The 25,676-nt window shown below is 71.3% G+C and carries 19 protein-coding genes, 1 tRNA gene, 1 pseudogene and 1 riboswitch; of the genes and pseudogenes, 7 read left to right on the top strand and 14 right to left on the bottom strand.

All coding sequences use genetic code 11. The features are described 5' to 3' along the window. Nucleotides 1–7: 7 nt before the first annotated feature. Nucleotides 8–2,398 carry an MMPL family transporter gene (locus AB0K08_RS02835; protein WP_363351426.1) on the bottom strand — a complete coding sequence of 797 codons (2,391 nt, stop codon included), beginning with the start codon at nucleotides 2,396–2,398 and terminating at the stop codon, nucleotides 8–10. Nucleotides 2,399–2,559: 161 nt separating this feature from the next. Between AB0K08_RS02835 and AB0K08_RS02830 the strand changes: the two genes are divergently transcribed. Both AB0K08_RS02830 and AB0K08_RS02825 read left to right on the top strand, forming a co-directional pair. Then, the gene (locus tag AB0K08_RS02830; protein WP_363351424.1) at nucleotides 2,560–3,099 is read left to right on the top strand and encodes a MarR family transcriptional regulator; all 540 of its coding nucleotides are present in this window, start codon (nucleotides 2,560–2,562) and stop codon (nucleotides 3,097–3,099) included. Then, nucleotides 3,096–5,285, top strand: a complete 2,190-nt coding sequence (locus tag AB0K08_RS02825) for a chorismate-binding protein (RefSeq protein ID WP_363351422.1) — start codon at nucleotides 3,096–3,098, stop codon at nucleotides 5,283–5,285. The genes AB0K08_RS02830 and AB0K08_RS02825 overlap by 4 nt, the downstream gene beginning before the upstream one ends. A 3-nt stretch (nucleotides 5,286–5,288) precedes the next feature. On the opposite strand, the gene cls is transcribed toward AB0K08_RS02825, so the two are convergent. Together cls and AB0K08_RS02815 are read right to left on the bottom strand one after the other, a co-directional pair. Continuing rightward, nucleotides 5,289–6,788: a cardiolipin synthase gene (gene cls, locus AB0K08_RS02820; protein WP_363351420.1), complete on the bottom strand. Its 1,500-nt coding sequence runs from the start codon at nucleotides 6,786–6,788 to the stop codon at nucleotides 5,289–5,291. A gap of 9 nt (nucleotides 6,789–6,797) precedes the next feature. Next, on the bottom strand, nucleotides 6,798–7,379 hold the full coding sequence (locus AB0K08_RS02815) for a TetR/AcrR family transcriptional regulator (RefSeq protein ID WP_363351419.1): 582 nt from the start codon (nucleotides 7,377–7,379) through the stop codon (nucleotides 6,798–6,800). A 132-nt stretch (nucleotides 7,380–7,511) separates the two neighbouring features. Between AB0K08_RS02815 and AB0K08_RS02810 the strand changes: the two genes are divergently transcribed. Continuing rightward, on the top strand, nucleotides 7,512–10,202 hold the full coding sequence (locus AB0K08_RS02810) for an MMPL family transporter (RefSeq protein ID WP_363351418.1): 2,691 nt from the start codon (nucleotides 7,512–7,514) through the stop codon (nucleotides 10,200–10,202). Between the two features lie 65 nt (nucleotides 10,203–10,267). Next, nucleotides 10,268–11,455 carry an aminotransferase class IV gene (locus AB0K08_RS02805; RefSeq protein WP_363351417.1) on the top strand — a complete coding sequence of 396 codons (1,188 nt, stop codon included), beginning with the start codon at nucleotides 10,268–10,270 and terminating at the stop codon, nucleotides 11,453–11,455. Here the strand turns inward: AB0K08_RS02805 and AB0K08_RS02800 are convergent, their stop codons facing one another. From AB0K08_RS02800 to AB0K08_RS02790, 3 genes are read right to left on the bottom strand one after another with little or no spacing between them, the layout of a single operon-like run. Then, nucleotides 11,456–12,310, bottom strand: coding sequence for an energy-coupling factor transporter transmembrane component T (locus AB0K08_RS02800; RefSeq protein WP_363351416.1), 855 nt, complete (start codon nucleotides 12,308–12,310; stop codon nucleotides 11,456–11,458). Continuing rightward, nucleotides 12,307–13,965, bottom strand: coding sequence for an ABC transporter ATP-binding protein (locus AB0K08_RS02795; protein WP_363351415.1), 1,659 nt, complete (start codon nucleotides 13,963–13,965; stop codon nucleotides 12,307–12,309). The genes AB0K08_RS02800 and AB0K08_RS02795 overlap by 4 nt, the downstream gene beginning before the upstream one ends. A 3-nt stretch (nucleotides 13,966–13,968) precedes the next feature. Then, the gene (locus AB0K08_RS02790; RefSeq protein ID WP_363351414.1) at nucleotides 13,969–14,610 is read right to left on the bottom strand and encodes an ECF transporter S component; all 642 of its coding nucleotides are present in this window, start codon (nucleotides 14,608–14,610) and stop codon (nucleotides 13,969–13,971) included. A gap of 91 nt (nucleotides 14,611–14,701) precedes the next feature. Then, nucleotides 14,702–14,807, bottom strand: a riboswitch (TPP riboswitch). A gap of 92 nt (nucleotides 14,808–14,899) precedes the next feature. Between AB0K08_RS02790 and AB0K08_RS02785 the strand changes: the two genes are divergently transcribed. Next, on the top strand, nucleotides 14,900–15,181 hold the full coding sequence (locus AB0K08_RS02785; protein WP_363351413.1) for a DUF4235 domain-containing protein: 282 nt from the start codon (nucleotides 14,900–14,902) through the stop codon (nucleotides 15,179–15,181). A gap of 75 nt (nucleotides 15,182–15,256) precedes the next feature. On the opposite strand, the gene mnhG is transcribed toward AB0K08_RS02785, so the two are convergent. The 7 genes and pseudogenes from mnhG to AB0K08_RS02750 all read right to left on the bottom strand — a co-directional run bounded on the left by mnhG (nucleotide 15,257) and on the right by AB0K08_RS02750 (nucleotide 23,690). Continuing rightward, entirely contained in the window at nucleotides 15,257–15,703 is a 447-nt protein-coding gene (mnhG, locus tag AB0K08_RS02780) for a monovalent cation/H(+) antiporter subunit G (protein WP_363351412.1), read from the bottom strand. Further along, nucleotides 15,696–15,983 (bottom strand): monovalent cation/H+ antiporter complex subunit F, encoded by a 288-nt coding sequence (locus tag AB0K08_RS02775; protein ID WP_363351411.1) that lies wholly within the window; start codon nucleotides 15,981–15,983, stop codon nucleotides 15,696–15,698. The genes mnhG and AB0K08_RS02775 overlap by 8 nt, the downstream gene beginning before the upstream one ends. Then, a complete protein-coding gene (locus tag AB0K08_RS02770) occupies nucleotides 15,980–16,588 on the bottom strand; it encodes a Na+/H+ antiporter subunit E (protein WP_363351410.1) in 609 nt (202 codons plus the stop codon). Before AB0K08_RS02770 ends, AB0K08_RS02775 begins: the two co-directional genes overlap by 4 nt. Continuing rightward, the gene (locus tag AB0K08_RS02765; RefSeq protein ID WP_363351409.1) at nucleotides 16,585–18,354 is read right to left on the bottom strand and encodes a Na+/H+ antiporter subunit D; all 1,770 of its coding nucleotides are present in this window, start codon (nucleotides 18,352–18,354) and stop codon (nucleotides 16,585–16,587) included. Before AB0K08_RS02765 ends, AB0K08_RS02770 begins: the two co-directional genes overlap by 4 nt. Before the next feature lie 347 nt (nucleotides 18,355–18,701). After that, nucleotides 18,702–19,109 (bottom strand): annotated as a pseudogene (locus tag AB0K08_RS02760) (Na(+)/H(+) antiporter subunit C); the annotation flags it as partial. Beyond that, nucleotides 19,106–22,234, bottom strand: coding sequence for a Na+/H+ antiporter subunit A (locus AB0K08_RS02755; RefSeq protein WP_363351408.1), 3,129 nt, complete (start codon nucleotides 22,232–22,234; stop codon nucleotides 19,106–19,108). The pseudogene AB0K08_RS02760 and the gene AB0K08_RS02755, both read right to left, overlap by 4 nt. A gap of 136 nt (nucleotides 22,235–22,370) precedes the next feature. Further along, nucleotides 22,371–23,690, bottom strand: coding sequence for an MFS transporter (locus AB0K08_RS02750; RefSeq protein ID WP_363351407.1), 1,320 nt, complete (start codon nucleotides 23,688–23,690; stop codon nucleotides 22,371–22,373). A 194-nt stretch (nucleotides 23,691–23,884) separates the two neighbouring features. Between AB0K08_RS02750 and AB0K08_RS02745 the strand changes: the two genes are divergently transcribed. Next, entirely contained in the window at nucleotides 23,885–24,850 is a 966-nt protein-coding gene (locus AB0K08_RS02745; RefSeq protein ID WP_363351405.1) for a DUF559 domain-containing protein, read from the top strand. A 73-nt stretch (nucleotides 24,851–24,923) separates the two neighbouring features. Here AB0K08_RS02745 and dcd read toward each other — a convergent pair whose 3' ends face one another. Beyond that, complete coding sequence (gene dcd / locus AB0K08_RS02740) at nucleotides 24,924–25,505, bottom strand: dCTP deaminase (protein ID WP_363351403.1); 582 nt, start codon at nucleotides 25,503–25,505, stop codon at nucleotides 24,924–24,926. Between the two features lie 95 nt (nucleotides 25,506–25,600). Between dcd and AB0K08_RS02735 the strand changes: the two genes are divergently transcribed. Then, a tRNA-Gly gene (locus tag AB0K08_RS02735) sits at nucleotides 25,601–25,671 on the top strand. The last annotated feature ends 5 nt before the right edge of the window (nucleotides 25,672–25,676 follow it).

Genomic DNA, 25,676 nt, shown 5'->3' with positions numbered 1-25,676 from the left:
TGCTGTGTCACCGGACGTGCGGCTCCCTGGACAGCTTCGACGGCCACCAGACCTTCGGGCCGATGTCATACGTCAGCGCCGGCACCAGGAGCGATCGCACCAGGAAGGTGTCCAGCAGCACGCCGAAGGCCACGATGAACGCCAGCTGCACCATGAACATCAACGGGATGACCACGAGCGCCGCGAAGGTGGCCGCCAGCACGATGCCCGCCGAGGTGATGACTCCCCCGGTGACGGTCAGCGCCTTGAGCACGCCCGGGCGGGTGCCCTGGAGCGCGGCCTCCTCCCGCGCCCTGGTCATGAGGAAGATCGTGTAGTCCACGCCGAGGGCCACGAGGAACACGAAACCGTACAGCGGCACCGAGGGGTCGGCGCCCGGGAAGTCCAGGACCCCGTTGAACACCAGCGCGGAGACGCCGATGGCGGTGCCGAAGCTCAGCACGGTGGCCAGCACCAGCAGCACGGGCGCGATGATCGAGCGCAGCAGGACCATCAGGATGCCGAGCACCACGAGCAGCACCAGCGGGATGATGGTGCGCAGGTCCTGCTGGGCCGTGGTGTTGGAGTCCAGCGCGGTGGCCGAGGTGCCGCCGACCAGGATGCCCTCGTCGATGCCGCGCAGCGTCTCCCGCAGCTCGACCACGGTCTGCTCGGCCGCCAGGGAGTCGGCCGGGTCCTCCAGGGTCGCCTGCAGGTACACCCGGCCGTCCACCTCCTGCGGCTCCAGCGTGGGGACGTCCTCGGGAAGGTCCGACGGCGGCCCGGCGGCACCCCCGGGTGCCTCACCGGAGCCTTCGGTCGCCCCGGGCGGCGGTCCGGCGGAGCCCTGCTCCTGCAGCTCGGCGAGCGCCTCCGGGTCCGGGGTGCCGGCCGGCGCGCCCCCCTCGGCGGTCAGGTAGGCGGAACCGACCCCCTCGGTGCCCTCGACGGCCTCGAGGACCTCCTCGGCCCGGTCGGCCGGGGCGATGACGGTGGCCGGGGAGCCGGTGCCGGCGTCGAAGTGCTCCTCGAGGACGATCTGACCGGACTTCGCATCCGACTCGCCGAGGATCACATCGGTCTGGGCCACGCCGCTGGCCTGCAGCTGCGTGGCACCGATGGCCCCGACCGCCAGCACGGCGGCGGTGATCATCCACACGGCACGCGGCCGACGGGCCACGAGGGAGGCCACCCGGGTCCACACGCCGTGGTCCTCCTCGAGCCCGGGGATGGGCCGGCCGGAGTCGTCCTGCGGCTGCGTGAAGGCCTTCTTCCTGCGGAGCGGGACGCCCGCGTGCGGGATCGAGGGCCAGAAGGCGACGCGCCCTGCCAGGGAGAGGACGGCCGGGAGGAACGTCAGGGTGGCGGCCCAGGCCAGCACGATGCCGGTGGCGGCGATCGGCCCGAGCGAGCTGTTGGAGTTCAGGTCGGAGACGAGCAGGCACAGCAACGCGATGGCCACGGTGGCCGCCGAGGCGGTGATGGCCCCGAAGGATCCCCGCCACGCCGCCTTCAGCGCGTCGAAGGCCCGCGGCTGCCGGCGCAGCTCCTCCCGGTAGCGGGCCACCATCAGCAGGGAGTAGTCCGTGGCGGCGCCGATCACGAGGATGGACAGGATGCCCTGGGACTGGCCGTTGAGGCTGATCCAGTCGGCCCGGGCCATCCAGTAGATCGCGAGGATGGCCACGCTGAGCGCGGCCACCGAGTTCAGCAGGACCAGCAGGGGGAGCAGGACCGAGCGGTAGACCAGCACGAGGATCACGAACACCACGCCGAGGGCCACGGCCAGCAGCAGCCCGTCGATGCCCGCGAAGGCGCCGGCGAGGTCGGCCGCGAGGCCGGCGGGGCCGGCCACGTGCAGCTCGAGGCCGGACAGCCCGCCGTCACCGGCAGCCTCCAGATCACCGGTGGAGTCTTGGACAAGGGTCCGCAGCTCCTCGACCACGGTGTCCGCCTCGGCCGTCGTGGTGTCGATGAGCGCGATGTACTGGACCGCCTCCCCGTCCTCGGACAGGTTCGGCCCGATCACCCGGTCGACCCCCTCGACCGCCCCGAGGTCCTCGCCCAGACCGGCCAGGGCGTCCTGTTCCCCCGCCGCGTCCTCCGGGAGTGCCTGACCGTCCGGCAGCCCGCCGACCACGAGGGCCGGGATCTGGTCCGTCCCGCTGAACTCCCCGACCCATTCACCGGCCTGAGTGGACTCGGCGGAGGCGGGCAGGAACGTGGACTGGTCGTTGGAGGAGACCTCGCCGAGCTTGCCGAAGGTGGGCCCGCCGAGCCCAGTCCCGGCCAGCCAGGCCAGGACCAGCACCGCAGCGGCCACCACCCGCAGCCAGACGGGTCCGCCCTTCCGCGCCGAGGAGGTCGGGGCGGAGGGCTCGGCTGATGGTTGCGCGCGGTGGCGAGGCTCATGGGGCATGCGCGCCACGATACATTAATTACCTTGATCATCGAGGTAAGTGTGTTCGGCGACACCCGGCGGTGTCCGGAGCCACCGTCCACCTGCCGACGGCGGCGCGGGGCACCGCCTGCGGTGGCTCGTTAGACTTCAACAGGTCACGATCCGGCGGAAGGAGGCCCATGGCATACCCGGACGAGCCCTCCGCCGACCAGCCGGCCGAGCTGGGCCAGCTCATCCAGTCCCTGCGCCGCTACGCCGAGGCCTCCGACCGCGCGGTGGACGCCGCCGGCCACCACAGCGGGCTGCACCGCACGGACCTGCGCGCCCTGACCATCCTCATGCAGCGGCAGGCCGCAGGGGTGGACACCAGCCCCACGGATCTCGGGCGGATGCTGAGCCTGACCTCCGCCTCCACCACGGCCCTCGTGGACCGCCTGGTGGCCAACGGACACGCGCAGCGCACCCCCTCCACCACGGACCGCCGCCGGGTCCGGGTCGACCACACGCAGTCTGCCGCCGAGGACGGCCGCCGGGTCTTCGTCCCGATGGCCCGGCATCTGGCCGGTCACCTCGCCGGCTTCACCCCGGACCAGGTGCGGTCAGCCATCCAGGTGCTGACGGCCGCCACGGACGCCCTGAACACCTTCGATCCCCTCGCCGAACCACCCGCCGCCGCCACCGAGGCCGCTGGCCCCCCGGACACGGCAGGCCCGGCATGAGCACCACGTCCCGCCCCCTGATCCCCCTGATCCTGGCGGTCGACGGCCGCTCCGGCGCCGGCAAGACCTCGCTGGCCGCGGAGACCGCCGCCCTGCTGCGCCCCCACCTGAGTGTGGCCGTGTTCCACCTGGACTCCGTCTACCCGGGGTGGGACGGGCTCGCCGCCTCCTTCCCCGCCTATGTCCGGGACGTCGTCACCCCGCTGTCCGCCGGCCGGACCGCCCACTGGAGGTGGTGGGACTGGACCACCCACGCCCCGGGCCCTGCGGACACCACGGAACCGGCCGACGTCGTGATCCTGGAGGGCGTCGGCGCCGGGCACCGGCAGGCCCGGGCGCTCGTGGACGCGGTGGCGTGGGTGTCCATGGACGAGGCCGAGCGCAAGCACCGCGCCCTGGCCCGTGACGGTGAGACGTTCGCGGCGCACTGGGACCGCTGGGCGGCGCAGGAGGAGCACTACCTCGCCGGTGACGACGTGGCCGACGCGGCCTGGCTGCGCGTGGACGGGCACACCTCCACGCCGGGCGCCGCCGCAGAACTGGTGGAGGGGCTGCGCTCGCTGCCCGGATGGGACTCCGCCCTGACGCTGGTCCCCACGCCCGGCCCGGAGCGCTGGACGCGCCGCACCCTGCCCACGGCTGTGGATCCGCGGGCGCTCTTCGCCGCCGCCGGCGGGCCGCAGGCGGACACCGCACTGCTGCTGGAGAGCTCGGACCGGGACGTCACCCCGGCGCCGGAACGCAGCCGCTACTCCCTCATCGGCCTGGCCACCGATGCCTCCCCGCTCGCCGAGCACCGCGCGGGCACCACCACGGTCCGATCCGGCCACCTCACGGTGCACCGCCCCGGCGGGTTCTTCCCGTGGCTGGCATCCGCCTGGCCCGGCACCGCGGGGGCGCCGGAGGCAGGAGACGGCCCGTTCCGGCCCGGGTGGATGGGCTGGATCGGCTACGGCATCAAACGCGAGACCGGCTCACCGGACGGGGCGGCCACGCTGGCGGCACCGGCCGGACCGGCCGCGGCGCCCACCCCGCCCGAGGCGCTGCTGTTCCGGCCCGGTCGCGGGGCCACGGTGGACCATGTGGACGGCACCACCGTGTTGTACTGGCGGGCCGACGACCCCGAGGGCCCGGCCTGGGCGGACCGGACCGTGCGCGGCCTGGAGCCGGGGCCGGTCCCTGACCCGGCTCCGGGCCCGGCCCCGGTCTTCACCCTGCGGGACTCCCGCGAGCAGTACCTGGCCTCCATCCGGGCGGCGCAGGGGGAGATCACCGAGGGCAACACCTACGAGGTGTGCCTGACCACGCAGCTCGAGTCCACCGTCGGCGCCTTCGACGGCTGGTCCACCTATCGCCGCCTCGCGGCCGCCAACCGGGCCCCCTTCACCCTGTACCTGCGCGCGGTGGCGGGGGCCGGCGTCGGGCAGGGGAACAACGGGACCGGCACCGGGACCGCAGCCGGAAGCACCGCGAGGCCGCTGGAGATCCTCTCCACGAGCCCCGAGCGATTCCTCGCGGTCTCCTCGGTGGCCGGCGGCAGCTGGCTGGTGACCGAGCCGATCAAGGGGACCCGGCCGCGCGGGGCCACCCCGGACCGGGACCGGGCCCTGGCGGCGGAGCTGGCGGCCTCCGTCAAGGACCGGGCGGAGAACATCATGATCACAGACCTGGCCCGCAACGACCTCTCCCGCTTCGCCCGGCCGGGCTCCCTGGCCACCACCCGGGTGTGCGCCATCGAGTCCTACCCGACCGTGCACCAGATGGTCTCCACCGTCACGGCGCAGCTGGAGCCCGGGGTGCCGCGGGCGGACGCGCTGGCCGCCGCCTTCCCGCCGGGCTCCATGACGGGCGCGCCGAAGATCTCCACCATGGACCTGCTGGAACGGCTCGAGGCGGGCCCGCGCGGCGTCTACTCGGGCGTGGCCGGTTACCTCTCCGCCGACGGCGCCGCGGACCTGAACGTGCTGATCCGCACGCTCGTGGCCGTGCCGGTCCCGGCGGCGGCGGCAGCAGCACACCGACCGGGCACGACGCCGGCCGGGCCCGCCCCGCAGGCCACCCACCTCTCGCTCGGCGTGGGTGGGGCGATCACCGCCGACTCGGTACCGGAAGAGGAATGGGACGAGGTGCGCACCAAGGCCCACGGGGTGCTGCGCGTGCTCGGCTCGGAGTTCCCGGAGGCCTGAGACCTACTGCAGGGCCGAGGTCAGCCGGAAGACGTTGTCCACCCAGCGATGGGCCCGTGGCCGGTCCCGCCACTGCTCCTTCGTCAGCTCCTCGGAGACCTCGCGGTACTGCTCGATCACCGGCTGGAGCGCCTCCACCATCTCGGAGCCCACCGTGAGCACGGAGACCTCCATGTTGAGGGAGAAGGAGCGCATGTCCATGTTGGAGGATCCGAAGACCGCCACGTCCTGGTCGATGGTGAACAGCTTGGAATGCAGCACGTTCGGGTCCGGGTAGCGGAAGATGCGGATGCCGGCGTCCAGCAGGGCGTCGTAGTAGGACTGCTGGGCGTGGTGGACCATGAACTGGTCCGCCTTGCGGCACACGAACAGCTCCACCTGCACCCCCCGCTGGGCGGCGGTCGTCAGGGCGTAGAGCATGGAGTCGTCCGGGACGAGGTAGGGCGAGACCACCACGAGCCGCTCCCGGGCGGAGTAGAACAGGTGGTTGAACAGGCGCAGGTTGTTCTCGTGCGAGAACCCGGGGCCGGAGGGGACCACCTGGGCGATGCTACCCTCGTCGATCTCGAACTCGGAAGGATCCGGCTCCCGGAACCTGCCCTCCAGCTCGTCGCCGGTCTCCGCGTACCAGTCGGTGACGAACACCAGGTCCAGCGAGGACACCACGGGACCGGTGACCCGGGCCATCAGGTCCACCCATTCGCGGCCCATCCGGTGCGCGGAGGCCCGCTTGTACCCGGGCTCGATGAGGTTCTGCGATCCGGTGAAGCCGACCAGGCCGTCCACCACGAGGATCTTGCGGTGGTTGCGCAGGTCCGGCCGCTGGTACTTGCCGCGCAGCGGCAGCACCGGCATGGCCGGGTGGTGCTCGATGCCGGCGCGGTCCAGCCGACGTCGCATCGCCCCGTATCCCGGCACCCGCCAGGACGCGAAGTGGTCGTAGAGCACCCGCACCGTCACCCCCCGGGCGTGGGCCCGCTCCAGCGCGTCCAGGACCACGGAGGAGTACCCCTGGCGGTCCTTCGGGTCGTCCGCGAGGATGTAGAAGATCATGTGCACGTAGTCGGTGGCCCGGTCGATCTCCTCGGCCATCTGCGCCATGGACGCGCGGTAGTCGGTGATGAACTCGAAGCCGTTGCCGTCCAGCATCGGGAAGCTCGTCAGGTTCCGGGTCAGCCGCGCCGCGGACACCACGTAGCGCGGCGCCATGCCCGCGTCGTTGGGCAGGCGCAGGTGGGCGGTGGCCTGCCCGAGGGCCTCGTTGACCGCCTTCTGCCGGGAACGGCGCTGCCCGCCGAGCCGGAAGGTGCCCAGCAGCAGGAACAGCACGAGGCCGGGCAGGGGCAGGAAGAAGATCACGAGCAGCCAGGCCATGGCCACGGCCGGCCGGCGCCCGCCGGGGACGATGCCCAGCAGCAGCACGCGGATGCCGACGTCGATGATCCAGAAGGCCACGGTCAGCCAGAAGGGGTAGGAGCCGAACTCGGCAACAGGCCAGAGCATCACCCCAGCTTACGGTGAGCCCGGAACCACCAGGTCCAGCAGCTGATCGATCCACTCGACCGTCAGCGGCCGGGCGAACATCACATGCAGCAGCAGGGAGGCCCCCACCGTCTCCGCGAGGAAGTGCGGCGGCGCGGACAGCCCGGCCGGGTGGGCGGCCTCATGCGCGACGAACCGTGCGTCCAGGCCGTCCATGATCGGCTGGATCAGGGTCTCGTGGATGGCCGAGGAGGTCTCCCCGGCAGAGGTCAGGGCGGACATGATGGCCTGGACCAGGCGGGACACCTCCGGGGCCTCGATCTCCCCCTTGAGCTCCAGCAGCCAGCCGCGCAGGTCGCCCCGGAGGTCCCCGGTGTCCGCCGGCGCCGTCAGCGGCATCTGCAGGTACCCCTCGGCCAGTGCCTCCACCACCACGCCGGCCTTCGAGCCCCACCAGCGGTAGATGGTCTGCTTGCCCACCCCGGCTGAGGCGGCGATGCCCTCGATCGTGAGGTCCTCGTAGCCGCGGTCCACCATCAGACCGGCGGCGGCCTCCAGCACGGCCACCCGCGACTTCTCGCTGCGCGGCCGACCGCGTTGTTCGACGCTCACAGGCGTTCCCCCTCTTCCCCGGATCTGGGCATGATCCATTCCACACCATGAATTTCAATACGAGACGTTACGTCTACTATAGTGTTCGGCGGACCTCACTCTTCCCCACCGTCCCGCAAGGAGAAACGCCGCATGGCCGAACTGCTCTACCGACTCGGATTCGGGTCCTCGAAACGACCCTGGACGGTGATCGGGAGCTGGCTCGTGGTGCTGGCCCTCGCTGTGGGTGGGTTCCTCGCCTTCGGCGGGACGCTGACCACCTCCATCACCATCCCGGGCACCCCCACGAGCCAGGTCACCGACCGGCTCCAGGAGGAGTTCCCCGAGGCCGCCAACGGCGCCGGGACCGTGGTGTTCCGCACGGACGACGGCACCGAGCTGACCGGCGAGCAGGAACAGCAGATCTCCGCGCTCCTGACCGAGGTCGAGGACATCGACGGGGTGGACTCCATCCTCGACCCCTTCGCCACCGAGGAGCAGAAGGCCACCGGCCGGCAGGACCTCGCCGACGGCCGGGCCGAGCTTGAGGACGGCCGGCAGCAGCTGGCGGACGGCCAGGCCCAGCTGGATGACGCCGTGGCCCAGGCCGAGGACGCCCAGGCCCAGCTGGACTCCGGCGCCGAGCAGCTCGACGCCGGCCAGGCCCAGCTGGACGAGGCCCGTGCCCAGGCCGAGGCGGCCGGCGCCCCGGCCGCGATGATGGCCCAGCTCGAGCAGCAGCAGGCCGCTCTGGACGCCCAGCGGCAGCAGCTGGAGGCCGGTCAGGCCCAGCTCGACGCGGGCACGGCGGAGATCGAGGCGAACCAGGCCACCCTGGACTCCTCCGCCGCCGAGCTGCAGGACGGCGAGACCGAGTTGGCCCAGGGCGAGGAGTTGCTGGCCCTGACCGAGGACTACTCCACGGTCTCCGAGGACCGCACCACCGCGATCGGGACCATCACGTTCGCCGCTCCCATGCTGGAGGTCGACCAGGCCGTCAAGGACGAGGTCGTGGCCGCCCTGACCGAGGCGGACCTCGACGGCGTCGAGGCGCTTCCCGCCAACGACCTGTCCCAGGCCATCCCCTCGATCATCGGCCCGGCCGAGATCGTCGGCCTGGTCATCGCCGGGATCGTGCTGCTCATCATGCTCGGCACCTTCGTGGCCGCCGGGCTGCCGATCCTCACCGCCCTCATCGGCGTGGGCATCGGCGCCGCCGGCACGCTGGCGTTCTCCGGCGTCATCGACATGCTCTCCGTCACCCCGGTGCTGGGCCTGATGCTCGGCCTCGCCGTGGGCATCGACTACGCCCTGTTCATCATCAACCGGCACCGCCGCCAGCTGAAGGACGGCGTGGCACTGCACGAGTCCATCGGGCTGGCCACGGGCACCTCCGGCAACGCCGTGGTGTTCGCAGGCCTGACGGTGGTCATCGCCCTGGCCGCCCTGAACGTCACGGGCATCCCGTTCCTGGGCCTGATGGGCACCGTGGGCGCCGTCTGCGTGGCGCTGGCCGTGATGATCGCCATCACCATGATGCCGGCCATGCTGGGCCTGGCGAAGCACCGGGTGCTCTCGAAGAAGGAGCGTGCCGCCGTCGACGCCGCGGCTGCTGCCGCCACCAGCTCCGGCAAGCATGCCGCGGCCGTGGCGGACGTCCAGGCCGCCACCGGCGCCGCCGGCCACCACGCGCCGAAGCCGATGTCCAACCTCCGGGCGGTGCTCACCTCCGTGGTCTCCGTCGCCGTACTGGCCGTGATTGCCATCCCGTTCTTCTCCATGCGCCTCGGCCTGCCGGACGGCGCCTCCGAACCGGTGGACTCCGCCAGTCACCAGGCGTACCAGACCATCGGTGAGAGGTTCGGCGAGGGCCGCAACGGCCCCCTCGTGGCCACCGTGGACCTCCCCGAGGGCCTCAGCGACTCCGAGATCACGGGCGTCCAGTTGGACGTGGCCCAGCAGATCAAGGGCCTCGACCACGTCACCTCCGTGGTCCCGGCCGCCGTGTCCGAGGACAACAGCATCGCCATGTTCCAGGTCGTCCCGGAGGAGGGGCCGAACGCGGTCTCCACCGAGGAGCTGGTGCACACGCTGCGCGACACCGAGCCGACGTCGGAGGCCACCAACCTCGCTGTGGCCGGCAGCACCAGCGGCTTCGTGGATGTGGCGGAGAAGCTCGCCGACGCCCTGCCGCTGTACCTGGGTGTCGTCGTCGGGCTGTCCCTGATCATCATGATCGTGGTGTTCCGCTCGCTGCTGGTGCCGCTGATCGCCACGGGTGGGTTCATCCTGTCCGCCTTCGCCGCGATGGGCGGAGTGGTGGCCATCTACCAGTGGGGCTGGCTGGCGCCGATCTTCCAGGTCCACAACCCGGCACCGATCCTCGCGTTCCTGCCGACCATCATGGTGGGTGTGCTGTTCGGCCTGGCGATGGACTACCAGCTGTTCATCTCCTCGGGCATGCGCGAGGCCTACGCCCACGGCTCCCCGGCCAAGGTGGCCGTCCAGCAGGGCCTGCGCGCCGGCCGGTCCGTGGTGATCGCCGCGGCCATCATCATGATCAGCGTGTTCGGCGGCTTCGTCTTCTCCGATTCCGCGATGATCCAGCCGATCGGCTTCGGCCTGGCGTTCGGCGTGCTCGTGGACGCGTTCATCGTCCGCGTGCTGCTGGTGCCGTCCCTGATGCACCTGTTCGGCGACGCCGCCTGGTGGCTGCCGAAGTGGCTGGACCGGATCCTGCCGAACGTGGACGTGGAGGGCTCCTCCCTGGAGCGCAGCCACGGTTACTCGGATCCCGAGCTGGCGGGGGCCGAGCCGGAGCGGGAGGACACCGTCCGGGTCTGACCGGATGAGGACGCAGGGCGGGGCGCATCGATGATGCGCCCCGCCCTTCTGCGTAGTCTGGGACCATGTCAGCCACGCCCGCTTCCCCCGCCTCCTCCGACTCCCCCGACTCCTCCGGGGCGTTCGTCCCGGGTCCAGGAGGGTCCGTCGTCGTCTTCCTGGAGCCCGACGCCGGCCCGGCCGGTACCGCTGCGGGCTCCGGTTCAGGGGTGCGCCTGCGGGTCGCCGACCCGCGACTGCCGGCGCTGCTCGTGACCGATCAGGGGGCGACCCGGGGCGACGGGGTGTTCGAGACGATGTCCGCTGTGGCGTCCGCTGGCGGCCCCGCCGGGGTCGTCCACGGGGCCGCCGCCGAGGGGCTGACCAGCCACCGGGTCCGCAAGGAGGCGTCCCACCTGGCGCGGCTGGCCTCGTCCGCCGAGGCCCTGGAGATCCCCCTTCCCCCAACCGATGCGTGGCGCCGTGCGGCGGCGGCGGGGTTGGCGGCCTTCGCCCGGGGCATGCCGGGCGCGGATGCCGTGGTCAAGCTGGTGGCCACCCGCGGCCCCGAGGGGGCACCCGGGGGCGGGCACTATGTGCGGGGCGCGGCCGACGTCGGCTCCGACGGGGAATTGGCCGAGACCACGGCGCCGGGCCCGCAGGTCCCGGCGCAACTCACCGGCACCTACTGGGTGCTGGTCTCCCCCGTCTCGGAGGGCATGGCGGCCGCCCGGGAGCGCGGGCTGAAGGTCCTGCTGCTGGACCGGGGCTTCGACTCCGGGGCGTCCGAACGGGCCCCGTGGCTGCTGATGGGCACCAAGTCGCTGAGCTACGCCGTGAACATGGCCGCCCTGCGCTTCGCCTCCTCCCAGGGAGCCGACGACGTGATCTTCACGTCCTCGGACGGCAAGGTGCTCGAGGGGCCCACCTCGACCGTGCTGATGGCCCGCCGCGTCCCGCAGGCGGATGGCACCCACGGCGTGGAGCTCGTCACGCCGCTGCGCAGCTCCGGCATCCTGGCCGGGACCTCCCAGGGCACGATCTTCGCCGCCGCCGCGCAGGCCGGGTGGGCGCTGGGGTACGGCCCGCTGGAGCCGGCGGACCTGTTCGACGCCGACGCCGTGTGGCTGGTGTCCTCCGTGCGCCTGGTGGCCCCCGTGACGCACCTGGACGGCGAGGAGCTGCCCCAGGACGCCGACCTCACCGAACAGCTCAACGCCTTCCTGGCCGAGGACCTCGCCCCGGGCGACCACGGCCCGAACGGGGCGGGCTAGTCACGCCCAGACCAGGTTGAACGCCCCGCTCGCCACGGACAGCCCCACCGCCAGCGCGGCGAGCGCGAAGCCGCCGAGCATCACCCGGACGTCGATCCGGGTGAACGTCGATTCCCGGGCCCAGGTGCGCTCCCCCGCCCCGAAGCCGCGGGCCTCCATGGTCACGGCGAGCTTGGTGGCTCGTCGGATGGCCTGCACCATGAGGCCGAACACCTGGCCCAGCCAGGAGCCCAGCCGCCGGAACGGGTTGCCGCCGGCCCCGACGCCGCGCGCCCGGCGCGCCTGACCCAGGGTCCGCCATTCCTCCGTCAGCACACCCAGCAGCCGGAAGGCGGCCAGGGAGCCGAGCACGAACCGGGCGGGCAGTCGCATCTTCTGGGACAGGGCGTCGGCCAGGTCGGTGGGGTCCGTGGTGATGAAGACCATCACCCCGGGAAGCGCCACCGCGAGGATGCGCAGGCCCGTGGCCATCCCGGCCAGGACCGAGCCCTCCGAGAGGGTGACGGGTCCGGCCGCCAGCAGCACGGCGCCGGAGTCCTCCCCCACCAGTGCGGTGCCCCACGCCGAGACCAGAGCCGCGGCCACCAGCACCCAGGCGCGGCGGAGGAACTCGCCCACGCGGATCCCGGACGCCGGCAGCAGCGCCAGGGCGGCGGCCAGCACGATCCCGGAGGAGACCCAGTCCATGGTGGCCACGAGCACCGCGGTCACGGGCAGCAGCGCCACGAGTTTGGCCAGCGGGTTGGCCCTCTCGAACGCGGAGACCGCGACCGGCCGGGACGGCGCCCCCGCCTCGCTTTGAGGGCAATCCTCACCGGTGTGGATTGCCCTGAAGGCGCTAGAGGGCTCGCTCATGCGGCGGCCTCCAAGGTGAGCGTGCGGGCCTGAAGCGCGGCGGCGAAGTCCGCATCGTGCGTCACGGCGACCACCGAGCGGCCCTCCGCCACGATCCCGCGGAGCAGGCCCACGAGCACGGCCCACGTGGTCGCGTCCTGGCCGAAGGTCGGCTCGTCGAGGAACACCACCTCCGGCCCGGCCGCCAGCACCGTGGCCACGGACAGCCGCCGCTTCTCCCCGCCCGAGAGCGTGAAGGGGTTGACCTCGGCCAGCTCGGTGAGCCGCAGGGCCACCAGCAGGGCCTCGGCCCGCCCGGCGGCCTCCTCGTCCGAGAAGAGCCGCCGCCCGGTCCCCGGGTCACGCGCGTGGCGCGGCCCGAACAGCAGCTCGTCCCGGACGGTGGTCGCCACGAACTGGTGCTCGGGTTCCTGGAACACGGTGCCGATCCGGCTCACCAGGTCGGCGGCCTTCCACCGGTACGGGTCCTCGGGCAGCCGCGTCCCCTGCTCGCCCTTGAGCGCCGGTCCGGCGGTGAGTGTGCCGGCGTGCGCCGGGATCAGGCCGGCCAGGGTCAGCAGCAGCGTGGACTTCCCGCTGCCGTTGGCCCCGGTCACGACGACGGCCTCGCCGGCCTCAAGGGTCAGGTCCAGGTCCCGCTGGGCCGGTTCCGGTGCGGCACCGAAGCGGCGGCGCCACCCGGGCTTCACCGGCTCCCTGGAGACGGACAGTCCACCCGCCCTCAGCAGCAGGCGCGCCGGCAGCGGATCCGGACCGGCCGCCGTCGTGCCCTCCTGCCCCCGCCCATCTTGCAACTGGAGGTCAGAAGCGGCCCGGTCCGCGGCCGAAACAGCCTCAGATTGGGCCGGATTCGACCTCCAGTTGTGCGGGGTGGGGGCGGGAACCGGGACGTGGCCGGGGACCCAGAGGCCGGCGGCGGCCAGTTCCTGGCGCACCGACCCGGGCCCCGGGGACAGCAGCCGGCCCGGGGTGCCGTCGTGGCTGATGCCGCCACCGGGCTCCAGCACGAGCAGGCGGTCCACGTGCTCGGCCCAGACCGCGAGCCGGTGCTCCACCACCACGAGGGTGGCGCCGGTGCGCCGCACCACGGCGAGCACGGCGTCGCGCACCTCCAGCACCCCGGCAGGGTCCAGGTTGGCCGTGGGCTCATCGAGCAGGATCAGCGGCGGCCGCATGGCCAGGATCCCGGCCAGGGCCAGGCGCTGCTTCTGCCCGCCGGACAACTTCGAGGTGTCTCGCGACAGCGCGATCCCCTGGGCCTCCCCCAGCCCCACCGCCTCCAGCGCGTCCCGGACCCGGTCCCAGATCTGCTCCCGCGGGACCTGCAGGTTCTCGGCGCCGAAGGCGGCGTCGTCCCCCACCCGGGACAGGATGACCTGCGTCTCGGGGTCCTGCTGCACCAGCCCGGCATGGCCGCGCAGCTGCCCCGCGGGGGCCCCGTCCACCAGCAGCCGGCCGGTCTCCTCCGACTCGTCGGCGGGATCCAGCACCCCGGCCAGGGCGTACAGCAGGGTGGACTTGCCGGCGCCGGAGGGACCGGCCAGCAGCACCTTCTGACCGGCGGGGACCGTCAGGTCCAGGCCGGCGACGGCGGCCGCGGGCCGGCCGGCGTGACGCCAGCCCCAGCCCTCGGCCTCCAGTAGTGCTCCCGGCATGGATCAGACCACCGGCTCCTGGTGGGCCCGGCGGGACGGCAGGGCGGACAGGGCCCCGGTGGCGGCGAGCCCGCGGGTGGCCAGCCAGGAGAGCAGCCCGGCGATCACGATGCCGGAGACCCCCACGAGGGCCACGTAGATGTACTTCCACTCCAGCGTGTACTCGGGGAACCAGTTGAAGATGAAGGCGTCGTTGATGCCGCCGAAGATCCCGGTCGCCAGTCCGGCCAGCAGGGCCACGGGCAGCGTGAAGCGGCGGTACAGGAAGGCCAGCAGGATCAGCTCCGCGCCCAGGCCCTGGATCAGCCCGGAGGCCAGCACGGTGAGCCCGAACTGGGAGCCCAGCAGCCCCGAGACGGTGGCGGCCACGAGCTCGGTGAACAGCGCCGCGCCGGGGCGGCGGATGATGAGGCCGCCCAGGACGGCCGGGAACAGCCACATCCCCGCCACGAGGGCGGAGGAGGGCGGGAAGGCCGCGAAGGCGGGGCTCAGCCCGGCATAGGCCAGGTTCCAGGCCCAGAAGATCACCCCGGAGGCCACCGCGATGACGGCCGCCACCACGATGTCCACCACCCGCCAGGAACGGCGCGGCTGCTGGGGGTTCTTGGTGTTCGATGCTGCTGATTCGGTCTGTACAGAGACCATGGTTGTCCTCCTCAAGGATCCAAGGAGGGGGATGAAACGGTACTCCACGAGGACCCGGCGGCCGGGTCTCGGTGGACGGTGTCCTGACGTTTCATCAGAGAACTCGACTTCCTTCGCCGGTGTTAGCCGGAGCAGGTTCGAGGGTCTGCGCGTCCGCGCACTCTCAGCACCGGTGCGGTGCTCCCCTGTCGTTCACAGTGTCCGTCCATCATAGGCCACAGCGGCGGGGGGCGAGCCGTTAGGCTGACACCGACCACCGACATCGTCCTGGAGTTCTGGAGGAACCGACGTGAACAACCTCGTGGAAAAGCTCATCGCTACCGGCATCACCATCGGCGGAGGAATCGTCGGCGCCAAGCTCGTGGAGTTCGGCTGGAAGGCGGTCACCGGCCATGACGCCCCGAAGGACCTGGACGACACCGAGGAGAACCTCGTCAGCGCCATCTCCTTCGCGGTGATCTCGGCCGGCATCTCGGCCATCATCCGGGTGACCTCCAAGCGCGGCGCCAACTCGGCCGTCAAGCGCCTGCAGGCCCGTTCCGCCTCCAAGGCAGGTGCCGGCGAGGTCTGAGTCGAGACCTGCGTCGGGGCCTGAGCCGAGGCCGGGGAGGGGCCCGACGCCGGCCGGTACCTCACCCGGCGGGCATCAGTCCCGCCCGTGGTCGTCGCTCGGGTCCTCCTGCGGCACGGTCCGCTGGTCCGGCACCGAGGCGGCCGGCCGGCCGGCGTCGTCATGGCTGGCGACCACGTGGGCCAGCTCGTCCACATAGAGGTATTCGGCCTTGAGGTGCTTGGTGCGGTAGCCGGCCCGGCCCACCAGGTGCGCCGAGACCGGAGCCGTGAGCATCTGCATCACCCAGGCCAGCAGCAGCACCGGGACCCAGACCCAGGCCCGCCCGGCGAACGCCATCGCCATCAGCAGCAGCAGCAGTCCCAGCACCTGCGGCTTCGTGCCCGCGTGCATCCGGGAGAGCTGGTCCGGGAAGCGGAGCAGGCCGATCCCGGCCACGGTGGACATCAGGGCGCCGAGCACCAGCAGCACGGCGGCGACTCCGTCCAGGATCGACTCCGGGGATGTACCGGTCTCAAGCATGTTCGCTCGGCTCCTTCTTCGACTCGGCCACGAACCGGGACAGCGTCACTGAGCCCACGAAGCCGATCACGGAGGCCACCACCACGAACACGATGTTGTCCGTGTGGTGGTGCACGGCCATGTCCACGCACAGTGCGGAGGAGATGACGATCAGCAGCACGTCCGTGGCGATGGCCCGGTCCAGGATCGAGGGCCCCCTCACGATCCGGTAGATCGCGGCCAGCGCCCCCACCCCCAGCAGGACGATGCAGACGATTCCCGCCCCTTCCAACAGGCTCATGAGCGCCCCCTCCCGCCGCGCGACCGGGTCGTCTCGTCCTGGCGGACCAGCTCCAGGTCCGCCTTGGTGCCGATGGCCCGGACGATGGCGGCCTCGGTCCGCAGGGCCTCGTCGCGGAAGGCCTCCACCGCCTCGGCGTCCTTCACGTTGAGGCAGTGCAGGAACAGGGTGGAGCTGGGCCGGTCCACGTCGATCACGAGGGAGCCGGGCACCAGCGCGAGCGCGTGGCCCGTCAGGGTGACGACCAGGTCGTCATGGCTGCGCAGCGGCACGGCCACCACGGAGTTCACGATCCGGGGGCCCTTCACGATCGCGTCCCGGGCCACGGAGACCGAGGCGGTCACCACATGCCACAGGAACCGGCCCGTGAACACGAGGGCGTACCAGGGGTTGAAGCGGTCTGCGAAGTTCACCCGCGGCAGGCGGTAGAACCACAGGATCGCCGTGGAGAACAGGGCGCCGGCCAGCAGCACACCGGGCGAGAAGTCCTGCCACAGGGCGCCCCAGGTGAGGCTCAGCCCGATCAGGATGGGCCATTGGCTCCAGAAGGAGCGCGGGCTGTCCGAGCTGTCCCGGACGGCCTGGCCGGTCGGTTCCGTGCTCATGACTGTCCCCCTCCCGTGGACGCGGCCCCCGGGGCCACGGCCCCCTCACGGGGCCTCGATCCGGTGTTGTGCCCCTCGGAGTCCCCGCGGATGGAGTCCAGCTCGCCCGGGCCGGAGTTCTCCTGCCCCGGGGAGATGATGCCCCGCTCCTCGAGACCGCCCACGTCCTGTTCGGCCTGCTCGGCCGCCTCCGTGCCGAGCACGGCCTCGATGTACGGGGTGCGGGTCAGCATGTCCGTGGCCGCCCGGTCCGAGAAGGCGTACAGCGGTCCGGCGAACACGGTGAACGCCAGTCCCAGGGCCACCAGCCCGACGGTCGGATACACCATGCCCCGGGCCGGGCCCTTGGGGAAGGCGGACGGGTTCGGATGGCCCTTCCGGCGGGCCTCGGCGTCCTCGAGGGCCAGCACCAGCTTGGCGGGCGGATGCTCCACGTCCTCCACGCGGCGCCAGAAGGACCGCGTCCACACCCGGACCATGACGAGCAGGGTCAGCAGGGACGTCACCACGGATCCGGCCACCAGCGCCCAGGCCAGGGGTTCGCCCATGGCGACGCCGGCCTGCAGGAGGCCGATCTTGGCCAGGAACCCGGAGAACGGCGGGATGCCGCCGAGGTTCATGGCGGGGATGAAGAACAGGATGGCGATCACCGGCGAGATGCGCGCGAGCCCGCCCAGCCGGTCGATGTTGGCGGACCCGGCCCGTTGCTCGATCAGCCCCGTCACGAGGAACAGTCCGGTCTGCACGGTGATGTGGTGGACCACGTAGAACACCGTGGCCCCCAGCCCCAGGATGCTGGACATCCCGACGCCGAAGATCATGTAGCCGATGTGGGAGACGAGCGTGAAGGACAGCACGCGCTTGATGTCGTTCTGCGCCAGTGCCCCGAGGATGCCGACGATCATCGTCAGCAGCGCCACCCAGAGTAGGACCGTGTTCACCCGGTCTCCCGGGAACAGCAGTGTCTCGGTGCGGATGATCGCGTAGACGCCGACCTTGGTGAGCAGGCCGGCGAACACGGCGGTCACCGGCGCGGGGGCGGTGGGGTAGGAGTCAGGCAGCCAGAAGGACAGGGGGAAGACGGCGGCCTTGATGCCGAAGCCCACGAGCAGCATCACGTGCAGCACCATCTGGACGTCCGGGTCCAGTTGGCCGAGCTTCACGGCCAGGTCGGCCATGTTCACGGTGCCGGTGGCCCCGTAGATCATGGCGATGGCGATCAGGAAGATCACGGAGGAGATCACCGAGACCACCACATAGGTGACCCCGGCCCGCACCCGGGGCCCGGTCCCTCCCAGGGTCAACAGGACATAGGATGCCGTCAGCAGGATCTCGAAGCCCACGTACAGGTTGAACAGGTCCCCGGCCAGGAAGGCGTTGGAGACGCCCGCCACCAGGATGAGGAACGTGGGGTGGAAGATCGAGACGGGGCCGCCCTGGTCCTGGTCCGTGATGCCCTGGGCGGAGGCGTAGATCAGCACGGCCAGCACGATGGCCGAGGAGATCACCAGCATCAGGGCGGAGAAGCGATCCACCACCAGGGTGATGCCCCAGGGGGCCTCCCAGCCGCCGATGAACACGGCCACCGCCCCCGTGTCCCACGTGGTGGCCAGCAGCAGGCATTCCAGGGTGAGCGTCAGCGTGATGGTGGTGACCGTCGCGGCGATCTGCGCCTTCGGACGGCGGACCAGCACGAAGGCGAGGGCGGAGCCGAGGATCGGCAGCAGGACCGCGAGCGGCGCGAGCGAGACGATCTCGAAGTCCATCACTCACCGTCCTTCCGGTTGCCTGGCCTGCCGGGTCTGCCGGTCCTGCGTGGTCTGTCCGGCCCGCCCGGCCGGCCCGGTTTGCCGCCCTGGGGCCGCGATCGGGGGCTGCCGGCGCGTTCGTCCTCATCCGGCAGGTGGTCGTCATGACCTTGCGAACCCACCGGGTGTTCGCCCTCCTCCGGTTCGTTCCGGTGCCGTTGCCGGCCGCCGGGCTGTTGCCGACTGGAGTCCTTCTTGACCTTGACCGTGCCGTCCGTGCGGCGCCGCACTGCCAGGGGCCCCGTGGAGGGGTTGATGGCGGTGGCGTGCTCGTAGTCCGCGTTCGGGTCCTCGTCCTCGTCCAGGAACTCCGAGGGCTCCTCGAACAGCTCGGCATCCTCCTCCGCGTCGAAGGAGGGCTGCTCGGCGACCTTGACGTCCTCGGTGTCCACCAGGACCTCGTCCCGGCGCCCGAGTTTCCAGGACCGGTAGATCATGCCCAGCATGAAGGCCGTGATGGCGAAGGAGATGACGATCGAGGTCAGCGTCAAAGCCTGCGGGAGGGGGTCCGTGTACGCGTCCGGGTCCAGGCCGTCCTCGACCAGCGGCGCCTGCCCCGGGGCACCGGCCACCGTGATGATCAGCAGGTTCGTGGCGTTGGTCATCAGCATCACGCCGAACAGCACCCGGGTCAGGGTCCGTTCCAGCAGCAGGTAGATCCCCCCGGCATACATCACGCCCATGACCACCAGCAGCAGCAGGTTCACGCTCATGAGCTCACCGTCCCGGTCTCGGCGGCAGGGCCCTGGGCCGCTGCGCGGGCTTCACGACGCCGGCGCTCGGCCTCGCCCTGGGCCGTCGCCTCGGCCTCGGAGCGGCGGTCCACCTCGGAGCCGAGGGAGCGCAGGACGTCGATGACCAGGCCCACCACCACGAGGTAGACGCCGATGTCGAAGATGGTGGAGGAGACGAACTTGATGTCACCGAACACCGGCAGCGAGAACTCGATGATGGCGGACTGGAACACCTGCCCGCCGAAGAACAGGGGGGCCATCCCGGTGAGGGAGGCCACCGCGAGGCCGGAGCCCAACAGCACGCCGGCGGGGATCGGCATCGCCTGCTCGAGCTCATAGCGTCCGCCGGCCAGGTAGCGGATGGTCAGGGCCAAGCCGGCGATCAGCCCGCCGGCGAAGCCGCCGCCGGGGGTGTTGTGCCCGGCCAGCAGCAGGTAGATGGACAGCAGGATGATCACGTGGAAGACCAGGCGGGTGACCACCTCGAAGATGATGGAGCGGCGCTCGGGGGCCACGGTGCGCCCCGCCACGAGCCACTGGTCCTCGTCCACGATCGCGAACTTGCGCACGGCCGCCAGCTCGCGGGTCTCCAGCGGTCCCCTCGGGTTGTACCGGCCCACGGACCCGGAGACCACCGCGTCCAGGTCGCCCGTGCGCCGGTCCCGGTGCTGGATGAAGATCAGCGAGGCCACGCCGGTGGCCGCGGCGGCCAGCACGGTGATCTCGCCGAAGGTGTCCCAGGCGCGGATGTCCACCAACAGCACGTTGACGATGTTGGATCCGCCGCCCTCCTCGTACGCCAGGCGCGGCATCTCCCACGAAATGGGGTCCGCCACCCGGGAGGCCATGGCGGTGACGGCCACGGCGATCATGACCAGTCCGAAGAGGATGCCGAGCACCGCGTGGGCCCAGCGGATGTTGGTGCGGTCCCGGGTGTACCAGCCGGCCGGCAGCACGCGCAGCCCGAGCACCATCGCCACCAGGACGATGGACTCCACGAGCAGCTGTGTCAGGGCCAGGTCCGGGGCGCCCTGGAGGGCGAAGACGGCGGCCAGCCCGTAGCCCGTGATCGAGACGAGCAGCACGGCCATGAAGCGCTTGCGGGCCCGGATCGCGGCGATCGTGCCCGTCACCATGGCGGCGCCGATGAGGACCTGGGCCACGGAATCGGCCCACGTCCAGTTCGCGGTGCCCAGGATCGTGGAGGCCAGCCCCGCGCCGCCGTCGTCCTCCTGGGGGAAGACCAGGGCCAGCAGGGGGGCGAGGAAGGCGACCGCGAGGATGATGAACAGGTAGAAGCTCAGCGAGCCGCGCTGGGTGCGGCCGGTGACCCATACGGCCACGTCGTCCAGGAGTCTCAGGGTGTTGCGGTAGAGGCGCTGGGCATCCACCCAGGACGGCACGGCCTCCTGGAACCTCGCCACCGGGTCCCGGGTGAGGTAGAGCAGGATGCCGAGGACCACGATCGCCACGGAGATCCCGAGCACCGGCGTGAACCCGTGCCACAGCGCCAGGTAGGCGGCCTCGGCACCGGGTTCCAGGGCGTCCATGGAGGCCCCGAAGACCATGGGCAGGGCGTCGATGGCCCCCGGTGCGAGGGCGAACGCCAGGCCGGCCGCCGCGAGCAGGGCCGAGGGGCCCAGGGCGCCGACCGTGACCGGGCCGTGGAAGCGGGTGTCCGCCACCGGCTTCAGTTCGCCGTCCGTGCGGACCTTCTTCGTGGCGAAGGCGCCCCAGACGAAGCGGGCGGTGTAGGCCACGGTCAGGATGGATCCGATGGTCACGCCCACGAGCGGGGCCCAGGCCCACACGGTGGACCACAGTCCGGCGCCGGCGCCGTGCTCGGCCCACTGCAGCATCGACTCCAGGACGGACTCCTTGGCCACGAAGCCGAAGAGCGGCGGGATGCCGGCCATGGAGGCGGCGCTGAGCACGGCGGTGGCCGCGAGCCAGGGGTGGTTGCGCCCGATCCGGGAGAGCTTGGCGAGGTCACGGGTGCCGGCCTCGTGGTCGATGATGCCGACGACCATGAACAGCGGGGCCTTGAACAGTGCGTGGGCCGCGAGCATGGCCAGCCCGGCCATGGCGGCGTCCTGGTTGCCCAGGCCGTTGGCGACCATCAGGAAGCCCAGCTGGGAGACCGTGCCGTAGGCCAGGATCAGCTTGATGTCCGTCTGGCGCAGGGCCCGCCAGCCGCCCACGAGCATGGTCCACAGGCCGACCCCGAGGACGAGGGCCTGCCACCAGCCGGACTCGGCGAAGGCCGGGGCGAGGCGGGCCACCAGGTAGACGCCGGCCTTGACCATGGCGGCCGCGTGCAGGTAGGCCGAGACCGGGGTCGGCGCGGCCATCGCGGCCGGGAGCCAGAAGTGGAACGGGACCTGGGCGGATTTGGACAGGGCTCCGACCAGCACGAGCACGATCGCCCACTCCATGAAGGCTCCGCCGAACGGCCCGGCCATCAGCTCGGGGCCCTGGGCGACGATCTCGGAGAGCCGGTACGTCCCGGCGGCCTGGCCCAGCATGACGAGGCCCACCAGCATCGCCAGGCCGCCGAACGTGGTCACGATCAGGGCCTGGATCGCGGAGCGGCGCGCGAAGATGCGGTGGGCCGAGTAGCCGATGAGCAGGAAGGACAGTACCGAGGTCAGTTCCCAGAAGGTGTACAGCACCAGCAGGTCGTCCGTGGTGACGAGGCCGAACATGGCACCGGCGAAGGCGAGCAGCTGTGCGCCGAAGGCCGCGTTGCGAGGCTCGTTGTTCTGGAAGTACCGGGCGCAGTACGCGAGCACGAGGGCACCGACGCCCAGGACGATCAGCCCCATGAACGTGGCGAGGGCGTCCATCCGGAAGGCGAGGTCGATGCCCAGATCCGGGATCCACGGATAAGTCTGCACGATCCCGGCCGGTTCGGCGCCGGGTGGCGAGGCCCCCGTGTTGACGACCTGCTGCGCCTCGAGGACGGCGGGCAATTGGGCCAGGAGCCAGAAGAATCCGGCCGCCGGAACGGCAGCCAGGACGTAGAAGGCGTTGCGGTCCAGGAACCGGAAGATCAAGGGGGCCACGAGTGCCACTGCAAAGAGCGCAATGAGCACGGTCAGCACGTGGCGGCCTCCAGCTTCAGGGTGGGGGGTCTTCTACATCCTACCTTCCGGAGCGTGACGCACCTGACCGAATGTGCTCTGCGTGACATTCTCGACAACGGGGAATACGGGCCCGATCCACCGGGTTGTCCTTGGGTCAGGAATCGCTGTCCACCTTCGGGTCCCGCACCCGGAGCAACAGGACCATGCCGGCGATCAGGACCAGCAGGATCGCCGGGACCATGTAGCGCGAATCCCCCGTGACGGCGACGGCCACCGAGATCAGCGCCGGCGCCAGGAAGGACACCGCCCGGCCGGTGGTGGCGTAGAGGCCGTAGATCTCCCCCGCCCGATCCGTGGTGGTCAACCGACCCAGGAAGGACCGGGAGGCCGACTGCACCGGGCCCACGAAGAAGCAGAGGGTCAGGCCGAAGACCCAGAAGGCGGTGGTGCCGTCCATGAAGAAGATGACGGCCGCCGTGATGATGAGGCCGATCAGGGAGCCCATGATGACGCGCTTGGGGCCGATCCTGTCGTCCACCCAGCCGCCGAGGACGGAGCCGGCCGCGGCCACCACGTTGGCGGCGATGCCGAAGATCAGGACGTCCGCGGCGGCGACCCCGTAGACGGTGGTGCCCAGGATGGCGCCGTAGGTGAAGATGGCCCCCACCCCGTCCCGGAAGACCGCCGAGGACACCAGGAACCAGAAGGTGTTCCGCTCGTCCCGCCACAGCCCGCCGATGGTCCGGAACAGCTGGCGGTAGGAGGCGAGGATGCTCTTGCGCGCCTCGGCCGGCGCGGAGGCCCGGTGCTCCGGGACGGAGAACAGCACGGGCAGGGCGAAGACCAGGAACCAGGCGGCCGCGAAGAGGGCCACCACGCGGATGTTGAGGGCATCGTCGTTCGGGATGCCGAGCCAGTGGGTGTCCCCGGAGATGAAGCCGACGTAGAGCAGCAGCAGCAGGAAGATCCCGCCGGTGTACCCGGCGCCCCAGCCCAGGCCGGAGACCTTGCCGATGGTCTTGGGGGTGGCCACCTGCAGCAGCATGGCGTTGTAGTTGACCTCGGCGAACTCGAAGGCCACGTTGCCGGCGGCGATGAGCATGACGCCCAGCAGCAGGCTGGACTCCTCCGGGGTCACGAGGAAGCACAGTGCCGTCAGCACGATGACCATCCCGGTGTTCAGCCCCAGCCACAGCTTGCGCCGCCCGCCGGCATCCGCCCGCTGTCCGATGATCGGCGCCGTCAGGGCGATGACCAGGCCGCCGATGGCGTTGGCGGCGGTCAGCCACTGAGTGCCCCGGTCATCCGGCCCGAAGGCATCCGAGGCCAGGTAGGTGCCGAAGACGAACGTCACCATGACCGCGTTGAAGGAGGCCGAGCCCCAGTCCCACAGGGCCCACGCCGTGACGTGCTTGCGGTTCAGCGGGCGGTCGATAGGGCCGGCGTCGGGCGCCGCAACCGGAGGGGTGCTCATGCGGGCATGGTACTCGTCGCCCGAGGCGGGACGGTGAACGCACGATCCGTGAGCATCAGTTGCTGGATCTTGTGGGGGTGTTCGCGCAGACACCCCCACAAGATCCAGCAACTGAGGGAGCAGAGCCACGCACGTTATCCACAGTTGGTCCGTCAGTGACCCCACGGGCCGGGGGGACGAGCCAGCATGGAACCGTGTCCCACCGCAAGCCCCTACCCGAGCCGCTGCTCCGCCTGCCCTTCACGCTCGCCGAGGCGAGAGGCCTGGGCGTCAGCCGGGACCGGTTCCTGGCCGCGGACATCGTGCGCCTGGGCTGGGGGCTGTATGCGGCGGAGGGGACCGACCTGGGGTGGCCGTCCGCCCATGAGCCACCGTCCCATGGCCTCGGGCGGCTGGCCCTGGCCGCCCTGGTGAAGCGGTTCCCGGGAACCGTCCTGTCCCACGCCACGGCCGCCCACGTGTTCAAGCTCCCCGTCCCGGACAACGTTGCTGCGGACGAGACCGTCCATCTGACCTGGTTCACCGCGACCCGCGCCGTCCAGAGGAAGCGCATCACGGCCCACCGCTCCCCGCTGGCGGCCCAGGACCGGATGGGTTATCTGCAACTCGCCCTGGCCACACCCGCTCGGACGTGGTTGGACCTCGCGCCCGTCCTCACCGAGAAGGAACTCGTGGTCCTCGGCGATGCCATCGTCAACCGGCCCTATCGGGGAGGGCAGCGCCTGGACGGATGGGACACGCTGGCTGGACTGTCCGCCACCCTGGAGCGGGCCGGATCGGTCAAGGGGGTCCGCATCGCCCGACTCGCCCTGGCCAGGTGCCGGGTCGGCGCGGACTCGCCACCGGAGACGCTGACCCGGCTGGCCCTGGTGGACGCCGGGCTGCCGGAGCCCGTGGTCCAGCTCAAGGGTGATCCCACAGACCGCTACTCCCCGGCGGCGGACCTGGGCTACCGGCAGTTGAAGATCGCCATCCAGTACGACGGCAAGCACCACCGCACCACGAGGCAGCAGACCTCCGATGCCCGCCGGGACGCCTGGTTCCAGGAGCGGGGCTGGTTGGTCGTCCGGCTGACCTCTGACGACCTCCACAACGGGTTCACCCGATTGATCGGCATCGTGCAGCGCCGGCTCGCCGCCACGTCGTCGACCATCAGTTGATGAATCTCGTAGGGGTGTTGACCAGAACACCCCTACCGGATCCAGCAACTGATGTCAGCGTTATGCCGCCCGCCTACCGCCCGATGATCGTCCGGTGGAAGTTCAGGTGGGACTTGGAGGCCGTGGGGCCGCGCTGGCCCTGGTAGCGGTTGAGGTACGGCCCGGAGCCGTAGGAGTGCTCGGCGGGCGAGGTCAGCCGGAAGAAGCACAGCTGGCCGATCTTGGAGCCCGGCCACAGCTTGATCGGCAGGGTGGCCATGTTGGACAGCTCCAGCGTCACGTGCCCGGAGAAGCCGGGGTCGATGAATCCGGCGGTCGAGTGGGTCAGCAGCCCCAGCCGCCCCAGCGAGCTCTTGCCCTCCAGCCGCGCGGCGATGTCCTCGGGCAGCGTGACCTGCTCGTAGGTGGCGCCCAGCACGAACTCGCCCGGATGCAGGATGAAGGGCTCCTCGGGGTCCACCTCCACCAGGCGGGTCAGGTCCTCCTGGGGCTCGGCCGGGTCGATGTGCGCGTACTTGTGGTTGTCGAACAGCCGGAAGTAGCGGTCCAGACGCACGTCAACGCTGGAGGGTTGCACCATCTCCCGCAGGAGGGGATCCAGCTGGATGCGACCGGAGTCGAGTTCGGCCCTGATGTCACGATCTGAGAGAAGCACCTACCCAAAGTAGCGCAGCCCACAGTCCTGCAACGACCCACTCGCGATTCCGTGTAAGCTGAATGGCGCGTGACCGGCCGAGAGGCTCGTGTCCTGCGGGCGTAGCTCAATGGTAGAGCGCTTGCTTCCCAAGCAAGATACGCGGGTTCGATTCCCGTCGCCCGCTCTCTT

This window comes from Citricoccus sp. NPDC055426, from assembly GCF_040677445.1.
In the GTDB taxonomy this organism is placed as follows: domain Bacteria; phylum Actinomycetota; class Actinomycetes; order Actinomycetales; family Micrococcaceae; genus Citricoccus.
Note: the sequence above shows the minus strand (reverse complement) of the source record. Positions and strands in the feature narration are given on the sequence as shown.

Coding starts and splice junctions, on each gene's coding strand:
- AB0K08_RS02800 (WP_363351416.1), bottom strand. CDS start 12,310: ATGAGCGAGCCCTCTAGCGCCTTCAGGGCAATCCACACCGGTGAGGAT.
- AB0K08_RS02810 (WP_363351418.1), top strand. CDS start 7,512: ATGGCCGAACTGCTCTACCGACTCGGATTCGGGTCCTCGAAACGACCC.
- AB0K08_RS02775 (WP_363351411.1), bottom strand. CDS start 15,983: ATGAGCCTGTTGGAAGGGGCGGGAATCGTCTGCATCGTCCTGCTGGGG.
- AB0K08_RS02795 (WP_363351415.1), bottom strand. CDS start 13,965: ATGCCGGGAGCACTACTGGAGGCCGAGGGCTGGGGCTGGCGTCACGCC.
- AB0K08_RS02750 (WP_363351407.1), bottom strand. CDS start 23,690: ATGAGCACCCCTCCGGTTGCGGCGCCCGACGCCGGCCCTATCGACCGC.
- AB0K08_RS02835 (WP_363351426.1), bottom strand. CDS start 2,398: ATGCCCCATGAGCCTCGCCACCGCGCGCAACCATCAGCCGAGCCCTCC.
- AB0K08_RS02790 (WP_363351414.1), bottom strand. CDS start 14,610: ATGGTCTCTGTACAGACCGAATCAGCAGCATCGAACACCAAGAACCCC.
- mnhG (WP_363351412.1), bottom strand. CDS start 15,703: ATGCTTGAGACCGGTACATCCCCGGAGTCGATCCTGGACGGAGTCGCC.
- AB0K08_RS02825 (WP_363351422.1), top strand. CDS start 3,096: ATGAGCACCACGTCCCGCCCCCTGATCCCCCTGATCCTGGCGGTCGAC.
- cls (WP_363351420.1), bottom strand. CDS start 6,788: ATGCTCTGGCCTGTTGCCGAGTTCGGCTCCTACCCCTTCTGGCTGACC.
- AB0K08_RS02830 (WP_363351424.1), top strand. CDS start 2,560: ATGGCATACCCGGACGAGCCCTCCGCCGACCAGCCGGCCGAGCTGGGC.
- AB0K08_RS02805 (WP_363351417.1), top strand. CDS start 10,268: ATGTCAGCCACGCCCGCTTCCCCCGCCTCCTCCGACTCCCCCGACTCC.
- AB0K08_RS02765 (WP_363351409.1), bottom strand. CDS start 18,354: ATGGACTTCGAGATCGTCTCGCTCGCGCCGCTCGCGGTCCTGCTGCCG.
- AB0K08_RS02770 (WP_363351410.1), bottom strand. CDS start 16,588: ATGAGCACGGAACCGACCGGCCAGGCCGTCCGGGACAGCTCGGACAGC.